Raw genomic sequence first — 19193 nt, 5'->3', positions numbered from 1 at the left:
CTTCTACCTTTGGCGAGATGAAGCGTACCACTGTCAGCAGTTGGCTACCTCTCGCCGTTCAACCATGAGTGTCGCACTTATTATCTGAATTCCCGGTGGTCTAATGATCCCGGACACCAATTTAAGGTGGTAAAGTCAACGCCGAAGAAGAGGTGTTCAATGGCAAGACAGCGTCGTTCGTTTTCAACCTAGTTCAAAGTAGAAGCCGCCAGTCTGGTGGTTGATCAGGGTTACAGCATGGCTGAAGCCAACCGTGCAGTGGATGTAGGAGAGTCTGCGTTGAGGCGTTGGGTCAACCAGCTGCGCGCTGAACGAGACGGCGTCATGCCCACTACAAAGGCACTCACTCCGGAACAACAGAGGATCCAGGAACTGGAAGCCAGAGTTAATCGGTTGGAGCGGTAGAAAGCGATACTAAAAAAGGCCACGGGGAGCTCACCACTGCTCTCTTGATGTCGGATGAGCTCGAACGTTCGCGCTGATAGACCAGTTGAGTGAGCAGGAACCGGTAGATATGGTCTGTAGCGCGTTCGGCATTGCCCGTTCCAGTTACTACGAGCACCGCCGCAGCCGATTCCGAATTGACGTAGAGCGGCTTGAACAACGGGCCAAGGTGAATGCACTGTTCACCCAAAGCCGCAGCTCAGCTGGAAGCCGTACGATCATGACTCAGATGCAGGATGAGGACTATGAGATTGGCCGTTTCCGTGTGCGGCGTCTGATGAGTGAGGTGAACCTGACCTGCAAGCAGCCGGTGCCGCACACGTACAAACAGGCTACGGTAGAGCGACCAGATATTCCCAACTGCCTTAACCGGGAATTTGATGTTTAAGCTTCCAATCAAGTGTGGTGTGGCGATATCACCTATATATGGGTGCAGAACCGCTGGTATTACCTGGCTGTTGAGCTTTATCTGTTCAAACGTTGAGTCGTTGGCTGGACGCTCTCGGGCCGCCCGGATAGTGCATTGGTCGTTAAAGCCTTGGAAATAGCATACGAGCAGCGTGGCAAACCTGCTGGACTGATGTTTCATTCGGACAAGGGAAACCAATATGCCAGCCGAACCTTCCGGCAACGCCTGTGGCGCTACCGAATTCAGCAGATTATGAGCCGAAGGGGTAACTGCTGGGACAACTCGCCAATGGAGCGCTTGTTCCGCAGTTACAAGTCCGAATGGATGCCAGCGACAGGATATATTTCAGCCAGTGAAGCCCAGCGGGATATCAGCTTCTACTTGATGGAACGATACAACTGGCAACGGCCACACCAATGCAATCAGGGACAGCCACCAGCTGTGGCAGAGGAAAGACTTAATTTACTGTCCGGGAATGGTTGACCACTACACTATGATAAAGTCCGACCAGAACACACCGGCAGTTCAGTAAGCTGACCAAAGCCCGCTTCACCAGTGAGAACGCCTTTCTGAAACTGCTTAACGCTGGAATTTTGAAGATCTCACAGTCACAGCTGAGCATCCACTTAGAAGGTCGGATCGACGCGTACCTAAATGTGTAAATGTTGACTGACATAAAACTATGAGCCCCCTCCCTTCGCGCTTACGGTTGGCATGTTTGCGAAATGTGATGATTGGCTGTATCCATTCTGAGCAGGTTATCAGTCAACCCATAGCAATGCTGAACGCTGCGGATTTAGACAGTCGAAAGACTATGTCTCCGCAGCTTTGGAACAAAAGGCATGGTAGTAAAAATAAAAATCATTTATCAATCGTCACATTTGCATTTTCTCAATGTATTGAGCCCCCACCTGCCACCTACAACAAAATTGAGTACCAGGAAGCAGAAAATAAATAATAACCATTAGCATTTAGATTGAATAAAGCCCTCAGTAATTGAAGTGACATTTATGCTTAAATTGACTTTCGTTAAGCACAAATGATATTTTCGTGTTGCCAATTGGAGACCTATACTTGCAAGTAGCCCCTACATGTTTGGAGACATATTCATGCATTGGCATAAAAAAACCACAACATTACTGATTTTTGGGGGGCTATATTATTTTCTAGCCAAAATTTCGCTGTTTTTTTTCACTTCAAGCTCTAATACTTTATGGCTTCTTTGGTTACCTACTGGCTTAGGCCCGTACCTTTACTATCGTTATGGTTCACGTGTTTTAATATCAATATTTTTTTCATGCCTATTTATACATTATGAAACAACGTTTAATTATGAAAAAAACCTGCAACTGCTAAATATTCTATTAAATTCAATAGCTGAAACTTTTTTAGTATTTCTATCTGGCACAGCTGCATGCTACTTCTTATCTAAAGGAATAGAAAAACCTAAACAACTTTTTATGGCATTTATTATAGGCTGCTTTCTTCCAGCTAGCATCTATGCTGTTCTGATGTCACTAGGCGTACATCTTTTAAATAGCAATCATCCAGAAACCCTAGACTTTATTCCTACCGCTATCTCTTATGGTCTTTCATCTATACTTGGCGTTCTATTAATAATTCCGCTATTAGTATCAATAACTCGCTGGGAAAGTGAAAGTGAAGGCATCACCCTCTCCTGGCTCGTATCGACAATAGTAATTCTTACCATCATTCTTACTTCTTTTTGCGTAGTGAATTGGATTATATTTCTAACTATTCCTGCTTCAATTTTCCTTGTATATGGTTCAAAGTCTTTCTTTAGCTATGCTTCAGTTTTCTGCTCCATATCACTTTACATCGCGATAGCTATTGATCTCCATTCCGTAGAAAGTCTTAACAAGGAATGGTTTTTCATTTTGTCATTTTCAATATCATCTTCATTCAGCGTAATTGCGCTGACACTACAAAAGCGAATACTTAAGAATGAGTCGACCTTAAGAAAGGAATGGCAAAATCGTGCTAATCATGATGCCTTAACAGGACTAATGAACCGGTCAGCGATTGTTGATTGTCTACAAGGACACATAGAAAATTTCGAGGAAACCAACATCCCACTTAGTATATCAATGATAGATATCGATCATTTCAAAGATGTTAATGATAATTTTGGTCATGCAGCCGGAGACTTAGTACTTCAACAGCTAAGCCACCGAATAAATAGCATGACCCGAAAAACTGACGTATTAGGAAGGTTGGGAGGAGAGGAGTTTCTCTTGTTGTTGCCAGGCGCCAATTCCGAGACTGCAAAAAGGGTTCTTTTAAATCTAAATAAAAGTATAGGTTCAAACCCTTTTTTCCTGTCAGAAAGTGATCAATATATAACTTTCAGCGCTGGTATTGCTGAAGCTTCTTATGGCTGTAGTGTTAAAAGTCTTTTAGAAGAAGCGGATAAAAACCTATACTACGCCAAGCGAACAGGGCGAAACCGAGTTTCGCTAAGCAACGAACATCAACTAAATGATGAACAATAATTTTCACTCTAATTACAGGTATAACTCAGATGATTGAAACAGTTTTGATGGCACGCCAACCAATATTTGATTTCAACCTTAAAGTTATTGCCTATGAGTTGCTTTATCGTAGCTGCGATGGTTCTAACCCCATGCCTTTACTCAATGGAGACACTGCAAGCAGCAGGGTTATATTGCACTCGTATACCAGTGTTGTAGAAAAAGGTAGTGTTAGAGCACTGCCCGCATTTATTAACTTCACTCAACGAATGCTAGAAGGAGATGTTCTGCCTGCTTTGTCTCCTAATGAAATTGTTATCGAAATATTAGAAGACTGTGAGATAACACCTGCTTTAGTTAAATCTGTCCGCAGGCTAAAAAAATCAGGCTACAAGCTTGCACTTGACGACTTTGTTTTTAGCGATAACCACATACCGCTTATAGAACTAGTTGATATAATCAAAATTGACATAATGGCTCTAGGCCTCGACGGTGCAAAAAGACAAATCGAGCTCCTTAGTGCATACAACGTGACTCTCTTAGCTGAGAAAGTTGAAACAAATGTTGAATTTGAAGAGTGCAAGAAATTAGGATTTAAATTATTCCAAGGATTTTTCTTTAGCAAACCTCTTTTACTAAAAGGCCATAAATCAAACGGAAGTAAAATTGTCGTTTCTCAATTTTTAGCAGCTCTGTACAATCCCGAATCTAGCTTTGATGATTTACATGAAATGCTGAGCCATGATCCATCTTTTAGTTACAAACTTCTACGCCTGACAAACTCGTCAGCCTTTGGATTAAAGAGGAAAATCAGCAGTCTTAAAGAGGCTATGATTCTCATTGGCATTTCAGAGCTTAAGAAGTGGGCTACATTAATACTTATGGCAGAAGATCATGGAAAGCCACATGAGTTGATTCGAAAGGTATTAATTACGGCCAGATTCTGTGAGAATCTATCAAAGTTAAGAAAATATTCAGATCCATCTCAAGCATTTTTCACGGGTTTAATTTTAAACCTAGATGGTCTCACAAACCAGAGTTTAGACGATATTATTCATGAAATTGAAATACATGATGAAATTAAAGACGCACTCTTAAAAAGAAGTGGACCTCTTGGCTTCATATTGAATGATGCAGAAAGTTTTATGCAAGGGAGTTGGCATAAAAACTCCGAAGTAGAGCTGTCTTTTTTCAACAGTTGCTACCACGAAAGTCTTAAATGGTGCAATGAATCAATCAAGCTCATGGGATTCGATTAGTCATTGTCTCTTAGGAGGATGTTCTTTTTTCAGCTTTGTCGTGCCCACTATCATGTAACGGCCAGACCGCCCGTAGAGTCTTTCATCCTCAACGATTTGAAGTGATTGACTACCCTACGCTAATGTCTGCTTCGTGCGCTTACCAGTCTTTGTACACAAGAGCGGAGTTATGCGAAGACTGCTAACTCGAACCCCTTGGGGCTTCAAGTGATGTAAACCCAGTCTTGGTCGTCATGCCCTATGCGCCAGCTATGGGCTGCATTAAGCAGCCAGCATTATCCATTCCTTGCTCATCTCTTCCTTGATCCGTGCCAAGCCCCGGCCAATCATTCGGCTAACACTTTCAAACGCTGTATGAATCACGCTGTTACCAAGGATCTGGTGCGCCAGCGTAGAGGACAGTCCACTAATTAAACATGCCGGTATTGTCTTTACCGCAGCATGCTCGTACTTGGTTAGAAGGCGGCTGTACCCTGCTTGAAACGGTGAGATGATGAAAGGCTCTGTTGAGCGACCTTTGTGGTAGCCAGCTCCGATCGCTCCAACCTCTGTCGCTTCCGGGGTCAGAAGCTGGCGGCGGAAACCCTTGCCTGCAGCGATGTCTCGAACCTCTTTATCGGCTAGATATGAGTAGGTCTTCCACATATCGCTCGTCGCCGGGATCTGCTCCAGTACCATGCCAAGAGTCTCTTCCTTGCGGCGCAGCGGCTGCACACCCTCAAGATTGAAGAAGCGGCTCAGGCGCTCATCAACAAACAGGCAGCACATACGCGCACGGTCTTCCAGCGCTCCCATCTGAGCACCTTTCAGGATGCGTTCACTCAGGGTGTATCCCAGAGCGGCCAGAGTATCGCGGATGACCTTCATGCTGTGAGTATTCATGTACTCGGTCACGTTTTCGACGACACCGACACTCAAGTTGGCTTCTTCAAAGAAACGCAGAGTCCAGTAGAACAAACCACCTGCTTTCTTGTGTGCTTCAGCGCTATTGATCTTGTTGCGGCTACGACCACTTTTGCTGGCGCCAACACACGGGATACCGGCTTCACCTATCACGCACGATGGCAGGGTTGAAACCATTCGCGCCAGCGAAATTGATCCCTGCATGATGGTTGCACGCTCACTCCAGATCCGGCTGTTATTGGTCAGTGAAGATGACAGGCAAGCATCCTCAATCTCCACACCTACGCGCACTGCAGTTGTGATTCCTTCGCGGCTGAGGCCTTCGTGCATGGCATCAGAAAGAATGCCACCACCGTGAAACAGGCTCAGGGAGTCCATCGGTTTTGAACTATTCAGTGCCACCATCAGGTTAGACATGCGCTGAGAATGCTTGCTGGTCATGAAGCGTCCTGCAGATGAAACAGAGACTGTGTGGGTCTGGCCCGAAGCACCCTGAGTAAGCAGGCTGGTCCAGTCTGAGTCAGACAGCCCTTCGCTGACGGCCAACTGAACAGTACGTTCGTTAATGGTTTTGTTCTGGATGACGTAGCCCAATGCTTCCAACAGCTGGATTGCAGCGATGTTTAGAGGGCTGTCAGCGTTCCCGGCTGATTCCATGATGACAACGGCAGGGTTCAAGGCTTCTACGGCACGGATCTTAAAGAAGAAGTCAGCGGCCTGATCTGACTCGGCATTACGGGCAGGGTCGCCAATGTAGAGGGTATCAGCAGGGGCAGGTTTCTGGCTCAGAATTGAAAGCAGGCTGCTAGTGTCTCCAACCACCTTGGTGAAGTCGCACGCCTTGAGGGATGCCGGTACCTCGACTTCAGTCATGGTGTCCTGCGCCAGCACAACGCCGAGCTGCAGGAATGAGGTATGACCAAATCCAAGCAGGCCTGCATTCAAAGCTCCAGTGGCCATGCCATCTTCAATGAAAGCAGCACTTCGCAGTGCGTGCTGGCGCGCCATACGATCCTTGATACGGTCTTCCCGTGCTTTCTTTGCAGCCACGTCCGGATGAACGCGGATGACGATACGGCCATTGCGGCAAGTGACTACAAGCTGAGTGCCGATTTCGTATGGCAGGGCTTCGGCCAGCTCTGCATTGTTGATGTCAATCAGGGGAACTATCAGGCCGCCAGACTTCTTGCGGGAAACGGTGCGGGTAGACTTGTCTTCAGACTCAGCCAGTTCAAGGGTAAGTTGACCTGCAGATTTAGTACGGTGGTACAGAGCGCCTACTTCATAGCCAGCTTCTTCCAGCTGTGCGCCCTGCACCCACACGCGAGGCTTGCCATTTCGTTCCATCAGAGTTGTGAAGATATGAACTGATTTCATCGTAACCGCCTGATATTTATGATTAACATTAAATAAATTGTATACTTAAAGTATACGTAAATCAAATATAATCAGGCTTTGAGAACACTGCCGGGTTATGAAACCCGGCCAAACTCGCGCATCTCAGGTGGAATCAAAACACTTGCGATTCGGAGCAATTCAACAGCTGTACTCTTCACAGCAGCGACTGTTTTAACCATACGGCCCGACACTATGCACAACCCTTCCCAGCGCGCATCGCTCTTGTAAACGCTCATTGCTTTCCAAGCTTCACACTTATCCCAGCCACTGCCTGTATTACTGATCGTCGCTCCAGCCACTGCTAAAGCCTCAAGGAACACTGTCTGGCCGATCAACATCTCAGCCTTCACCTCAGCGGCCGGAATTTCATGATCCACCATGGCACGCCAACATGGCACATACGCGGCCAAAGAATTGAAGAATTCGACGACATGAACCTTATGATGGTCTCGCTGTTCCTGATCCAGATCCGCGAATGACTTTTCGGTCAACTGGCAAAGGGATAGTATGGTCTTTCGAATAGCAACAACTGACCATAGCTTGCCTCTCTTGGCCCCTACGCTCGATGTTTCCATCTCGACGCGACGCTTGATGCCGGGCATGGCATCCAGTACCTCCAATACCCAACGACCAAAATCATTACGGTGGTCATATACCATATTTAGAGCTGACGAAGGCTTCACTTGGTTGGTGTTGATGTCTGCAAACATCTGCTGTGCCTTTCTCAATCCAGCATCAAAGAATATGGTTACAGCAACCGTTTGCTCCGCCAGCGTACGGTCTTCAGCGATCGCGTGCTCAATACCACGCCGACGGTGCTGGCCATCGTTAATCAACAGCACTGCGTCCATCCAGGCTCCAGCAGGGTACCCGCACCGATGAAGGTGTGGGGTGAAGCGGGGTAACCCGAAGGGTTACGGGAACTGTTGATTTATACAGCATCCATGATACCGTTCCGGTATGAAACTCCGTAAAGCCTTCAAATTCCGACTCGATGTTAATGCTGAACAACAGGCGCGACTGCGCGTGCTGTGTGGGCATGCGCGTTTTGTCTGGAATCAGGCGTTGGCGCGGTGCAATGAAGCCTATGCCACTGAGGGGGAATACGTTCCCCGCTACGAATCCATGTCCAAGTGGATCACCGCCTGGAAGCGTGAAGAGGACAAGGCCTTCCTCACCGAAGCCTATACGGACAATCTGCAACAAAAATTGAAAGACCTGGATTCTGCTTGGCGGCGCTATTTTGACCCGAAACTGAAGGCTGATCGGCCCTGTTTTAAAAAGAAGGGCCGCAGCCGTGACAGTGTTCGATTCGTCAACTTCAACAAGTACTGCCAGCTCAACGGACGCCGGGTCAAGCTCCCTGCCGGTATCGGTTGGTGCAAGTTTCGTAAAAGCCGGGACATCACCGGCTTGATAAAGAACTGCACCCTCAGCTTCTCGCAGGGCCATTGGTGGATCAGCTACCAGGCCGAACAGGACATTACCCCGCCTGCTCATCCGGCCCCTGATCACTGGGTAGGGATCGATGTCGGGATTGCCCAATTGGCCACCTTAAGCGATGGTAGCTCAATCGCGGCGATCAATAGCTTCCGTCAACATGAGCAGGCACTGGCCAGGGCCCAGCGCCAGCTCAGCCGCAAGGTGCGATTCTCATCCAACTGGCACAAAGCCAAAGCACGGGTCCAACGCTTGCAGGGCCGTATTGCCAATGTCCGACAGGACTACCTGCACAAGACTTCAACCACGCTCTGCCAAAACCACGCGATGTTGGTGATTGAAGACCTTCAGGTGAAAAACATGTCGGCATCGGCCAAAGGCAGCGTCGAATCACCGGGTAAACATGTCCGGGCGAAGTCGGGATTAAACACCTCGATCCTAGATCAGGGCTGGGGCGAGTTCCGGCGCCAGCTGGAATATAAATCACTCTGGATGGGCGGTGAGGTGTTGGCGGTTCCGGCGCACCACACCAGCCAAACCTGCCCGGAGTGCGGCAAGGTGTCACCGTTGAACCGGCTCACGCAATCCGCGTTTGTCTGTATCGACTGTGGGTACGAAAACAACGCCGATGTAGTTGGTGGCCTGAATATTCTGGCTCGGGGAATTGAAATCCGAGAAAGGGCGGGACGACGCCCGGATCGCCTGTGAAGTGAACCGCGCTGGCGGTCAGCAGCAGGAACCTGCCAACCGAGCAATCAGTTGGCACCCTGTAGAGGGAATCCTCTTCCTGAGTCGCGAAGCGCGAAGGGAGGGGAGGATGTCAAAGGGATATGAAGCATGCCCAGTCTGGTACCACTACCTGGTACGCCGATTGGATCGAAACGCATGGCGGTATCACACGAGGCAGTCAGGGCTGGCAATACATAGTCCGCGCGGTTTTTGATGACATACTCACCAATGGCCTTACTTCGTTTCTCATTCAGCTTTCGTTGCGCACGTAGCTGAGTTGGGACATCTTCTTCATCGAATCGAAAAAGCCTCACAAGCGCCTTGTATGGCACTTGAGCGGTAAAGTACTGGCGCCCTGCCTGCACGCCTGCACGCCTGCAGCTGCAGGAAAGCTAAACGTGAACTCTGCTGACGACTGAGTCATGCTCTCTTGAGTAGATGTCAGTCGCGCCAGCTTCTCCGCTTGCTCCATCCGGTAATCTTCTCGCGCTTTTATCTCGGCCTGAGCCTGCGGCATGAACTCAGCTTTTAAGTTTTCAGATGTCCAACAATAAATTGAAACCAGCTGTGCAGACTGCTTGATAGCTTTATCGTCGCCTGACTTCTCCGCATCCAGTACGTCGATCAACAGGGAGATAGCTTGCCGCTCGTACTTGTCTGCCTCCTCCTGGTGCACCAATTCAGGGTAATGCTCACCTTCTATTAGCAAGCTATCAGACCAAAGCACCAACACCTCCTTGTAGTGTTGTGTACGCGCTTCTTTAGCTGCGGCCTTGCTTGCGGTGATTCAGATTTGTTTTTGCCCAGTACCAACCCGAGAGCCTTTTCATCATTTACAAGACGGTAAAACATGCTTTTCTCCTTTGAATGAATACTTTAAGTATACTTAAAATAATATATTATGTGTATTTTAAGTATACGAATTAGGGTAAGAATGATTCACTTAAACAACATACACACTTTCGAGCTTTCTGGACTGGGCAAAGCCCCGTTTGAAATCGTCGCTCCGAAAAAGAATCCGTTCGATGCTGATCGCGGCGAGATTTTCTGGTGCGAGCACTGCGGTACCGCACTTAAGAACCGCTATTTTGTTAAAAGCTCCTACGGGCGCGTTTCTGTTGTTGGAATCGACTGCCTCAAGAAGATTGGAGATGCAGGCTTGGAAGCTGGTGTACTTCGTTTGAAGCGTGAACACGCTCAGCTCCAACGAGAGGCCAAGTTAGCTCAAACCCAAGCTGAGCGAGATGAACGCCAACGTCGGACAAATGGTGGACTAACCAACGCAGAATTGATTCAACAACTGGAAGAACAGCGTGAAGCCTTATGCCAGACACTCCATGCTGAAATGCTTGAACATCCGATCGTAGGAATGCTTACCCGTTTTGGGTTTGAAATGTCTATGTGCCACATCGCCTTATGCGGTGAGACATACACGCCCGGGCAGCTGCAGCCACTAAAAAAGATCATTACCAAAAAGCTGTCTGGCGCCCGTAAAGGCTCCAAATCATACCTCGCTCATCTCTCAGAAGCCTCTGACCGGGTTGATCAATTGCAGGCACGCTTATGGATCAAAAAGACGCCATCAGCGACCAAATCAACGCCCTGCTGATTAACAACTGAGGACACTTGCTATGAATACCTACACCATCACAACTCAACACGATTTCTCCTTTACCCTTTCAGCAGCTGACAGTGACTTTGCTGTCTGGGCTGCCAACGACAAAGCCAAAGCTTTGCAAGTACCCGCAGGTGGCGCCACACTGTGGTTGCACACCCAGCATTGCTGCCAGAAGCTGGGTGATTTCAACCTGGAAAGCATCGAGAAGTCCGTATCCGAACAACTGGGGATCTTCAAGAACCTGGAGCAAGCACCGTCTGAATACTCTTGGACAGGTCGAGATCCGGTACCTCGGATACATGAGAGGGTTTGTGTTCGTGTGAACGGATTGGGACCTGGTATTGTTGTTGGATATCAGATTGATAATGGATACCTTGCTCTCATCATATCCGTAGACCGGCTACCTGAACACTTCAACACTCATATCAAGGCTCGACGTAACGTTGAACTGCAATGTTTCGGGTCTGAGATAAACAGTCTGATGTCAGGAGCCATTTGAAGAAGGGGATACACAGCCCGGCGAGTCCGGGCTCTAAGATAAAAGGCTCTTCATATCTTCAATAACGCCATATCGAATCAAACGAAGTAAACGCATCTCTGCATCCTTAGTAACCCCATCGGGGTAATGGGTTTTCAGGACCTGTTCTAAAACCGTATCCAAAGCTGGCGATATGTTATCCATCAACTGTTTCTGTAACCGGCGCTGTAGCTTTACTGGAAGCCCTAATGCCCGACCAAGCTCTAGTAAATACTTTGGACTCACCTGCCCTAGCTTTGTGACATCGCCTATCTTCCAGACAAGGTTAGCATTTAGCCACTGATTATCTGTTTCATAGACCGCCGTCGATAGCAGGTCATAGTGCGGGGCCAGAATAATGTTCCCGCCCGATGTGAAGAAGGACAGATTCTTAAGATGATCGTCAGTGTTGCCGATGAGCAGGTTAAAAACGTGCCATTGAAATAGGCGTGTGCGTGTTTCCAACTTGATTCTGGTTAATTCAACCACTTCAGTGAGTCGTTCGAGCTTGCATTCTTGGTACTTAAAAATCCGATCTATTGATAACAACTGACAAGTATCAACGGTATGAAGCCGCTTTGTGTACGAATCCATTCGAAACCGATCAAACCTCTCCACCAAGTACACTGGATCAGGCACACGGATAATAGAAGTCGCAGGCACCTTAAGACCTAAAGCACCTGCAAGCTGCATCATAGCGAACTCATTGATTGCGCTATGCGGGTATAGATCAGGCTTACTGTGATCGGGCTTAAGAATATGTGTAGACGGCTTACTCACATGAGGCTCATAGAGCACACCTCCCTCATAAATGATTGGGAGCTTGTGTTGAGCCCCAGCAAGAGACATACGTTTGCTACTTCCCTGGGACAATGGAATATCAGGCAGTTTTTGGATTCGAGCAGAAAGCGCTTCACTTGATAGCTTAGCCTTGCCACCTCTCCCTGGCAGTTCCTCTGGACCCAATAGTGTCAGAGCGCCAGCTGATTCAGCACCGAAGTGCCCCAGTAGGCCAAAGGCATCAGCAACAGTAATTCCTGTATCCTCAGCTAAAAGAGCGCGGGCACCCTCTTCTGGTAACAGATTATCGAAAAACCACTGAACGGGCCTTTTGCTGCTGCCATCAACAATACGCTTGGCTTCAACAGGCAACGCAGGCGACAAGCTGAATCCGCTCCAGTCTGGCTCATATTCAAATGACCAGAGGTTGTTATGCTCAATCAAGGTGCCGACTTTGGTGTTGTTGGTCCAAACAGCTAGGGTTCTATTTTCAACAGCCACGCGCCTCTCCTGTCGTCTGGAATTTTTGATGATCCAGATTTAAGCTCCGTCTTCAGTGTGTTCACCAGTGAGTCAGGCAGATCTATCATCACTTTTAGGCCCATTTCGTCCAGAAGCTGCAACATGAGGCCTGTCTGTATGGTTTCCTTTCCCTTTTCGAGATCAACCACATACTTGTGGCTACATCCTGCAATAGCTCCCAAATCATCATGACGCAACCCTTGTGACCTGCGAAGCAGTCTGACCAGATCACCGATGTCTTGGACTGACTCAATCGGAATGTTCATTATCACACCTGTTTAACCGTCCGGTTATATTGTCACGATGAAGTATAGACTTTGATGAAGTATTTAACCAATCGGTTAAATAGTGCCGGAAGCGTAAAGCTATTAGATATTATTTAACCGAATGGTTAAATAAATGCATATCGGTAGAAGCGCGGCTCAATCTGAGCCACACCCCTCATTTCCAAATGCCCCTGCAGGAAGCTGCCACGGCTGGCGCGGTGACTGGACAACAGGCAACGTATATTCAGATTTCAATGCCTGCTCCAACGCTTCCAGATCATCGATCTCAAACGGCTCAACATGACGTGAAACGTCCAAAACGTTGATGCGGTCGCGGCTAATAGTGACTCCAAACTGGTCTTCATAGCCTGCAATAATGCGCGCACGTTCAGGGAAGTAATGAGAAATCGTCGCCCAAATGCGTGGGCTATTGTAAATACAAGTCATGCAGCTTGAGCGGCCCCAGCCTAAACGATACGGTACTGGGGCAATGATGCCATGACGCTTTAAGGCGTCCCACACCTGTTCTTCATCCCAATGAAGCACCGGGCGCCAGGCATCAACATGGCGTGCCAAACGCCCCGCTCTACGGTCACACGAGTGCGGCTCGAACTGGTTGTACTTTGCTCGGTTTGAGCTTTCTTGGCGGCGCTCTCCAGTGATGAATAAGCACTTCTTACCATTGAACCGTGCCTGGTTGTTCAGCTGGCGCCGGGCAACATCGATCTTCAGAGCCGAGCTGCACCAGCGCGTTTGCAGGCTGGCAGATACCTGGGGGAACTTGAGGCGCGTGTTGGGTGCTGAACGTGTAGTGTCGCGCTCCAAAGTAACCAAGCCTTCTGGCCCCTCGAACTTATGAGGCTTGCTATAGGCATTCTCCTTAAGCATTTCTCCCTCAAAACCACCTTCCAGCCAGGAAAAATAGATCGGTACAACGAACGCCTCTGCGATCTGACGGTTGTAGTCCGCCATAAACTTCCAGTCCATCAAGCTAGACCCTTCACGGCCATCAACATCATGGTGCCAGAGTTCTACCTTGGATAGGTCTACCCCCATGTCTACCAAGCGCAGTAGAGATGCGAGGGAGTCTTTTCCACCAGACATCCCGATGACGATACGATCGTAGGCATCTATATCAATCTCGGGCGCGTCGAAGTAAGTCCCCATTTCATCTTCTACAGGCAAGCACCCCATATCCAAAGCAATCTGCTTGCCCAGACCAGGAACTACAACGCGGTCATCAAATGTGTGGCTCATATTTATTTCTCCTCTTGAGTATACTTTAAGTATACATTAACATCCACTCAAAAGATACTTTAAGTATACGCAAGGAGAAGATAATGAGCCTGGAACTTCACTATAACCTGCGCCTGCCTGAATGGTTTCACCGCAGGTATCCAGTTGGTCAACACTTGGTGGCAAAACTCCGGGACGGACACACCATTTCCGTCCTGGTTAGCAAGCTGGAATCAACAGGGGCAGTGCTAAAAGTGACCAGTGCTAAAGGAAGCGCTACAGAACACGACATCATCGCCCTGCACCTGGAAAGCCTGACCCGAGATGGATACATCCACATTTCGCCTTATGACCTTATGCTCGCGCTTAATGTGTTCAAGCCAGTCCATCCATTGATTCTTGAAGAACGTGAGCGGTTTCCACACCTTTCCCCAGCCACTAATAGGCTGTGATTGAATTAGCCAAACAAGAAGGTCATAGGTTTGGCTGCCACCCCTTTACTGTTATCCGGGCACTCAGGGGGTTCTATGGAAGTGACAGAATTTTGAATGAACTTCTCACGGCACTATCTGAGAAGCACTCCAAGCCATTCACTACAGAAGAAGATGCGATAGAGCTAATGGCAATTCACGATAAGGAAAAGCACTACACCGATACCAGCAGGTTTCCATATCCTTGCTACAAGGACGATGAGGAGCAGAACACATGAGCATGGTCATCGAGCGCGTCCCCTACTCTAGCTACATGGCCTATGCCAAGAAGATATGCTGTTTGCCGCTAGCGGAATGCTATGGACAGCCATTCAAAGCCGATAGATGGGTCAAAACTTACAGAGGTGCAACTGTGTTGGTTACATCTCGCCTACATGGAGATCTATCTAATTCGTGGGTTTCTATTCAGCCAATAGCACCAGCAACAGGAGATGATGTTGCCAGTGGCAACAAACAGCTCTATATGATTAATGGCAGCCCATATTCAAACTCAGCAGAACGGATATATGTGGGGCATTTCATACCAGACACTGCATGGTATGTATCATTAGATGAATGCAAGCAACTCATTGAAACAGATGCCAATCTAAATATGCACGGCACAACAACGATTAACTGGATTACGCATAATGGCCCTCAAGTGCGACTCTTCCGTGATTCTTTTGAAAGTGAGAAAATGCAGCTGTTCTATCTGGATGATGAGAAACGTCTCACATGCTTTCTCTTTGATGACCTTGCAGAGCTTAGCGAGATGAAGTGCCCTATTGATAGGTCATTAACTTCAACATTTCACCACCAGATCGGGCTTTTCTAATGACACTAACAGAAGCAGGATCGGATTTGATTAACAGCCAGAAAGTCTTGGATATTGCTGAAATTGCACAATCATTCTCAAAAGGAGATATTCGACGCCCCTTGCTGCTACCAGCGATTCTCGCCTCAGTGGGTTCCATGAAGCTCCAGGATTTACACAACCTGACAGGATACAATAAGCGCTCTATTCCCATTTACATTGAGAAGCTTAAAGATGAGCTTGGAGTAGTCATAGGTCACGAGCAAGAAGGCCAAAGCCGCCTGGCTGTTCTTGACTGGGGTCCGATTGTTAAGAAGGCTGGTGTGGTTGGCCTGCTCAACAAGGATGAGCAAACGGCCGAGACTTAGTGCAAATGTTGCCAGTGGCAACACTTCTTAGCCTTCTATCCTTCAATCAACTTTATATGCCGGGACTATCGTGCCCGGCTCCCATCTTAAGAATCCGGTCGATGTTGCCACTGGCAACACTTACGCCCTTCCCTGCACCGTCAGCTTAAAGACGCCAGCAAAATATATGATATTGGTATACTATTCAGAATATCAGCTACCCCAAGGTAGTTGGAATAAGGTATGGGAACCACTATATGAACGGTGTAGCTGCCAGTATCAAGGAACAGTTAGAAGGCATTCCAGCCATATCAACTGACTATGCCCAGGTGGTATCTGGTCTGTGGGGTCGCTGGTTTGATACCCAGGCCATGAGGCGCGGTGTATCTCCAGAGTCACTATGGAATGAGCTAGATATACAAATTGATGATGTTGACCACTTGGCCGACAAGATTGGTAAACAGATCGATGTGCCTGATTGCCTGAGAGGACAAGATTGGCTATCCCTTGCGACAGCACAAGAGAAAATCCACTTTATCCAGTCGCACTACCAAATGAACGAGTTCACCCCGATCATTGCAGCAACTGGTAGAGAAATCTATTTCACGAGTACTGGAGATATTGGTACTGAGTTCGATCAACGAGGCTTCCTATCTCTTGAGCCAAGCGCCACAAAAGCGCCAATAGAATCTGAAGCGCCAGCAAAGCGCCAACAAAGTTCCAGCGGCGAAACAATCTACCCCGTCTACTTGGCAGAGAATATGAATCTGTTGCCACTGGCAACACTTTCTGAAGCTCCAAACTTCTCCTGGGGAGCGGTCAGCAGCACCGCCCTACTTGATTTAAATCTCGATATAGCAGATGCCAAGCGCCTACAACGGATAGTAAAAGCAGCACCAAGCTGTCCTGACCTGGAAGACATGACCAGAACGTTTGAGCGCGATACGAGCACTTCACATGTCCTGGAGTCACTGGCAAAAAGGCAAGGCTTTGACGGTATCAAGTATTCAGATGGTCGCATTAGTGTATTGCAGCCATCCGCGATCGAAAGCGCATTGCTTGATAGCAGAGTGAGCAATGATCTCGCTATCAACAAAGACAACGCTCTTTATTCCCACCCTCCTTCCTATGACAGCATTTTGTATCAATATGGTTCGACCCATGCAGAAGCTGCCAATACCGAACAGCTCTCAATAGCCAAATCACTGAAACAAGCTGGCGCTGACCCCGAAAGCATCAGGCAGATGACTGGTTGGCATCAATGGATCGACGGACGCTGGCGCTTTGAAATTGATGATAGCCGGGCCAGCCTCAAGAAGGGCGCCATGATGCTATACACACCTGAAACCGAGATGAAAAATAAAGGTGTAAAGGATGCCCTAAAACTGCGTAGAGGTGAGCTGCCAGATCTTAAAGGCGAGACTCCAGTACTCAGCTACACGGGTTCCCTATCGGGCATTTTGGACCACCCTACTCTCTATGAGCACTATCCCCAGCTTCGAGGACTATTTGTGCATGCAGACCTCACATCAAAAAATGTAGGACAGGGCGGCTGTTACTCATACGGTAAGATCCCCATGATTCAGGCAAGCGACTGCACCGTTGAAGGACTACAAAACACAATACACCACGAAGTGCAGCATGCCATTCAAATGATTGAGTGCCTTGCGTATGGCGGCTCACCAGATGAATTCAGGGCGAAGACACCTGCAGAGGCTAAGCTATACAACGACCTCATCAGGGACTTTAAGCTCATTGCCGACTACTCACGGTCTAATCATTGTAGTGTTCCCGATGCTGCAAAACCGCTGAAAGCAAACCTCACAGAGTTGGGATACGATCGTGCTGTAGCCTGTGACATGACAGCTCTTATCGAGAACATCAAAGAGCTTGAGTATCACCTTAAAACTCCGATGGAGCGCTACACGCTTCTTGCTGGGGAATATGAAGCCCGTGACGTTGAACATCGCCTGAAGCTTTCTGCAGAGGACCGCATAGCCTTGCCGCCGTATTCCCATGAAGGAACGCCTACGGAGAAACTGAAACTCGTACTACCTGATGCTGATCCTGCAGCTAAAGCTGTTTCTGAGGCCGTTCCAAAGGGGGCGCTACTTCGTTCACCAGAGCAGGATATGTTCCGAATACTGCTGTCTGCTCACCAAGATGCTTCAACCTTTATTCATGAATCAGGACATCTCATGCTAGACCTCTTACAACGTTATGCATTAGATCCTGACTGCCCGGAAAGCATCAAACAGGATTATCAGGCGATTTGCGAGTACCTGCATGTTATGCCAGGTAATCCTATATCAGTGGAGCAACACGAACGCTTTGCAGACACCCTGGTTGAATTCTTTACTGATGAACAATGCACTCAAGCTGTCGTGCCCGGCAGCGACACACGGCTAAGTCACTGGCTACGATCGGTATACAGTGATCGCAATGTCAATGAGACCGATCTATCTCCGTCTATCAAATCCACATTATTGAGGATGTTCACTGGCAATGAGCAGTGGCATGATCAAGGCGTAGATTTGGACCAAGTGGCGCTTCTGGCTGGTAATGAACAGAGATCAGCTTTCAGGTACTCAAACGCACCTTGATGGAGTGTTGCCACTGGCAACACTTGATTAAACTAACCATTATATTTCTATTAATACTCCGTGCCTGTAAGCTAATTCGTTAGTACTAACCTATTACCCATACTGTTTACCTTTGGTGTAGTTGCTTTGGTTACTGCCACACTTGTGATCGCTTGGTAAAGGTACAAGCGAGTGTCGCACTGGATGTGTTGCCACTGGCAACACTCCGCCACTTCAATGACCTCTACCCCCCCTCTGCAATGATCAAACTAATTGCTTTAGTTGCTGCGCTACTTTATTCCACCTCGCTATGGGCTGAACCAGTTGATCGATTCATACCACTAAGCCAGTTTTTGGAAGAAGGGGGCCAACTCGAACTTCGTGATGCTTGGCATAAAGGGATCACAAAGAGCCTACCCAGCCATAATCATTTGTTCAAAGAATTCCTACCAGCCCGGATTTTGCGTGATACGAGCGGTAACGTAACTCTGAATTTTTCTTTCTTCCCACAAAGTAATTCATCCACATGCCTTGAAGGAGCCAGCCGATACGGAAGTGTCAGAAAGATTTTTAAGCTTAATGACCAACCGATAAAAGGGAAATGGTACTGCAGAGCATTTTGGGGCTCCCAGGATGTTTACTACGTGCTGCAGCCCGAAACTCAAGAGGGCCTAGAGTATATGGTCCGTATGTTAAGCGATGAGTCCAAACATTTCGTTACCATTTCCTTTGACGGTATCGAATACAAATACTGGACCTCGGGATTTGCTAAGAGCTGGGCCGAATACAAACCAGCTCTATGAATCGCGTACATTCTTGGTGTTGGTAATTACGTTGCTTAGCGTTAAAAGTGTTGCCACTGGCAACATTGCCAAATAGCAGAACACCTCTACACATTAGATTCTGCTTTAAAGTAAGCAAATTCCAATAGAAACATCCTTTCTTAACCCCAAGAAAATCGCACAAT

Annotated in this window: 17 protein-coding genes and 1 pseudogene; 11 read left to right on the top strand and 7 right to left on the bottom strand. The window is 47.8% G+C overall.

Annotated features, from left to right (window positions below; genetic code table 11):
- Positions 1-213: 213 nt before the first annotated feature.
- The 3 genes and pseudogenes from BW956_RS21350 (at position 214) to BW956_RS21340 (ending at position 4604) form a co-directional block, all read left to right on the top strand.
- Positions 214-1336: pseudogene (locus BW956_RS21350) on the top strand (IS3 family transposase).
- Positions 1337-1962: 626 nt separating this feature from the next.
- Positions 1963-3366: a sensor domain-containing diguanylate cyclase gene (locus tag BW956_RS21345; protein WP_175612063.1), complete on the top strand. Its 1404-nt coding sequence runs from the start codon at positions 1963-1965 to the stop codon at positions 3364-3366.
- A 29-nt stretch (positions 3367-3395) separates the two neighbouring features.
- Complete coding sequence (locus tag BW956_RS21340; protein ID WP_076466374.1) at positions 3396-4604, top strand: EAL and HDOD domain-containing protein; 1209 nt, start codon at positions 3396-3398, stop codon at positions 4602-4604.
- Between the two features lie 261 nt (positions 4605-4865).
- Here the strand turns inward: BW956_RS21340 and BW956_RS21335 are convergent, their stop codons facing one another.
- Positions 4866-6884: a DNA cytosine methyltransferase gene (locus tag BW956_RS21335; RefSeq protein WP_076466372.1), complete on the bottom strand. Its 2019-nt coding sequence runs from the start codon at positions 6882-6884 to the stop codon at positions 4866-4868.
- Between the two features lie 95 nt (positions 6885-6979).
- Positions 6980-7756 carry a DNA sulfur modification protein DndB gene (locus BW956_RS21330; RefSeq protein ID WP_076466370.1) on the bottom strand — a complete coding sequence of 259 codons (777 nt, stop codon included), beginning with the start codon at positions 7754-7756 and terminating at the stop codon, positions 6980-6982.
- Positions 7757-7865: 109 nt separating this feature from the next.
- On the opposite strand from BW956_RS21330, the gene BW956_RS21325 reads away from it, so the two are divergent.
- Positions 7866-9053, top strand: coding sequence for an RNA-guided endonuclease InsQ/TnpB family protein (locus BW956_RS21325; RefSeq protein ID WP_076466368.1), 1188 nt, complete (start codon positions 7866-7868; stop codon positions 9051-9053).
- 47 nt (positions 9054-9100) lie between these two features.
- Here the strand turns inward: BW956_RS21325 and BW956_RS22965 are convergent, their stop codons facing one another.
- Positions 9101-9388, bottom strand: coding sequence for a DNA sulfur modification protein DndB (locus tag BW956_RS22965; RefSeq protein WP_420811655.1), 288 nt, complete (start codon positions 9386-9388; stop codon positions 9101-9103).
- Positions 9385-9801, bottom strand: coding sequence for a hypothetical protein (locus BW956_RS21315; protein WP_076466364.1), 417 nt, complete (start codon positions 9799-9801; stop codon positions 9385-9387). The genes BW956_RS22965 and BW956_RS21315 overlap by 4 nt, the downstream gene beginning before the upstream one ends.
- A gap of 207 nt (positions 9802-10008) precedes the next feature.
- Here BW956_RS21315 and BW956_RS21310 point away from each other — a divergent pair, with 207 nt between their 5' ends.
- Together BW956_RS21310 and BW956_RS21305 are read left to right on the top strand one after the other, a co-directional pair.
- Positions 10009-10683 (top strand): hypothetical protein, encoded by a 675-nt coding sequence (locus BW956_RS21310; RefSeq protein ID WP_076466362.1) that lies wholly within the window; start codon positions 10009-10011, stop codon positions 10681-10683.
- A gap of 22 nt (positions 10684-10705) precedes the next feature.
- The gene (locus BW956_RS21305; protein WP_076466360.1) at positions 10706-11191 is read left to right on the top strand and encodes a hypothetical protein; all 486 of its coding nucleotides are present in this window, start codon (positions 10706-10708) and stop codon (positions 11189-11191) included.
- Positions 11192-11224: 33 nt separating this feature from the next.
- Here BW956_RS21305 and BW956_RS21300 read toward each other — a convergent pair whose 3' ends face one another.
- The 3 genes from BW956_RS21300 to BW956_RS21290 all read right to left on the bottom strand — a co-directional run bounded on the left by BW956_RS21300 (position 11225) and on the right by BW956_RS21290 (position 14034).
- Entirely contained in the window at positions 11225-12490 is a 1266-nt protein-coding gene (locus tag BW956_RS21300; protein ID WP_076466358.1) for a HipA domain-containing protein, read from the bottom strand.
- Positions 12466-12777 (bottom strand): helix-turn-helix domain-containing protein, encoded by a 312-nt coding sequence (locus BW956_RS21295; protein ID WP_076466356.1) that lies wholly within the window; start codon positions 12775-12777, stop codon positions 12466-12468. Before BW956_RS21295 ends, BW956_RS21300 begins: the two co-directional genes overlap by 25 nt.
- A 156-nt stretch (positions 12778-12933) precedes the next feature.
- Positions 12934-14034 carry a phosphoadenosine phosphosulfate reductase domain-containing protein gene (locus BW956_RS21290; protein ID WP_076466354.1) on the bottom strand — a complete coding sequence of 367 codons (1101 nt, stop codon included), beginning with the start codon at positions 14032-14034 and terminating at the stop codon, positions 12934-12936.
- An 83-nt stretch (positions 14035-14117) separates the two neighbouring features.
- Here BW956_RS21290 and BW956_RS21285 point away from each other — a divergent pair, with 83 nt between their 5' ends.
- From BW956_RS21285 to BW956_RS21265, 5 genes are all read left to right on the top strand, one after another.
- Positions 14118-14465, top strand: a complete 348-nt coding sequence (locus BW956_RS21285; protein WP_076466352.1) for a hypothetical protein — start codon at positions 14118-14120, stop codon at positions 14463-14465.
- Between the two features lie 253 nt (positions 14466-14718).
- A complete protein-coding gene (locus tag BW956_RS21280) occupies positions 14719-15318 on the top strand; it encodes a hypothetical protein (RefSeq protein WP_076466350.1) in 600 nt (199 codons plus the stop codon).
- Positions 15318-15665 (top strand): hypothetical protein, encoded by a 348-nt coding sequence (locus tag BW956_RS21275; protein ID WP_076466348.1) that lies wholly within the window; start codon positions 15318-15320, stop codon positions 15663-15665. The genes BW956_RS21280 and BW956_RS21275 overlap by 1 nt, the downstream gene beginning before the upstream one ends.
- Positions 15666-15901: 236 nt before the next feature.
- Complete coding sequence (locus BW956_RS21270; RefSeq protein WP_076466345.1) at positions 15902-18247, top strand: LPD23 domain-containing protein; 2346 nt, start codon at positions 15902-15904, stop codon at positions 18245-18247.
- Between the two features lie 152 nt (positions 18248-18399).
- Positions 18400-19029: a hypothetical protein gene (locus BW956_RS21265; protein ID WP_139327271.1), complete on the top strand. Its 630-nt coding sequence runs from the start codon at positions 18400-18402 to the stop codon at positions 19027-19029.
- Positions 19030-19193 lie beyond the last annotated feature (164 nt).

Source organism: Marinobacterium stanieri, from assembly GCF_900155945.1.
Taxonomy (GTDB): Bacteria; Pseudomonadota; Gammaproteobacteria; order Pseudomonadales; family Balneatricaceae; genus Marinobacterium; species Marinobacterium stanieri.
The sequence above is the reverse complement of the archived record's forward strand: the minus strand, read 5'-3'. Positions and strand labels throughout refer to the sequence as shown.

Bases quoted from the DNA above. Each gene is read 5' to 3' on its own strand.
- BW956_RS21270 (WP_076466345.1), top strand. From the start codon at position 15,902: ATGAACGGTGTAGCTGCCAGTATCAAGGAACAGTTAGAAGGCATTCCA.
- BW956_RS21345 (WP_175612063.1), top strand. From the start codon at position 1,963: ATGCATTGGCATAAAAAAACCACAACATTACTGATTTTTGGGGGGCTA.
- BW956_RS21275 (WP_076466348.1), top strand. From the start codon at position 15,318: ATGACACTAACAGAAGCAGGATCGGATTTGATTAACAGCCAGAAAGTC.
- BW956_RS21305 (WP_076466360.1), top strand. From the start codon at position 10,706: ATGAATACCTACACCATCACAACTCAACACGATTTCTCCTTTACCCTT.
- BW956_RS21280 (WP_076466350.1), top strand. From the start codon at position 14,719: ATGAGCATGGTCATCGAGCGCGTCCCCTACTCTAGCTACATGGCCTAT.
- BW956_RS21325 (WP_076466368.1), top strand. From the start codon at position 7,866: ATGAAACTCCGTAAAGCCTTCAAATTCCGACTCGATGTTAATGCTGAA.
- BW956_RS21290 (WP_076466354.1), bottom strand. From the start codon at position 14,034: ATGAGCCACACATTTGATGACCGCGTTGTAGTTCCTGGTCTGGGCAAG.
- BW956_RS21285 (WP_076466352.1), top strand. From the start codon at position 14,118: ATGAGCCTGGAACTTCACTATAACCTGCGCCTGCCTGAATGGTTTCAC.
- BW956_RS21335 (WP_076466372.1), bottom strand. From the start codon at position 6,884: ATGAAATCAGTTCATATCTTCACAACTCTGATGGAACGAAATGGCAAG.
- BW956_RS21310 (WP_076466362.1), top strand. From the start codon at position 10,009: ATGATTCACTTAAACAACATACACACTTTCGAGCTTTCTGGACTGGGC.
- BW956_RS21340 (WP_076466374.1), top strand. From the start codon at position 3,396: ATGATTGAAACAGTTTTGATGGCACGCCAACCAATATTTGATTTCAAC.
- BW956_RS21330 (WP_076466370.1), bottom strand. From the start codon at position 7,756: ATGGACGCAGTGCTGTTGATTAACGATGGCCAGCACCGTCGGCGTGGT.
- BW956_RS21295 (WP_076466356.1), bottom strand. From the start codon at position 12,777: ATGAACATTCCGATTGAGTCAGTCCAAGACATCGGTGATCTGGTCAGA.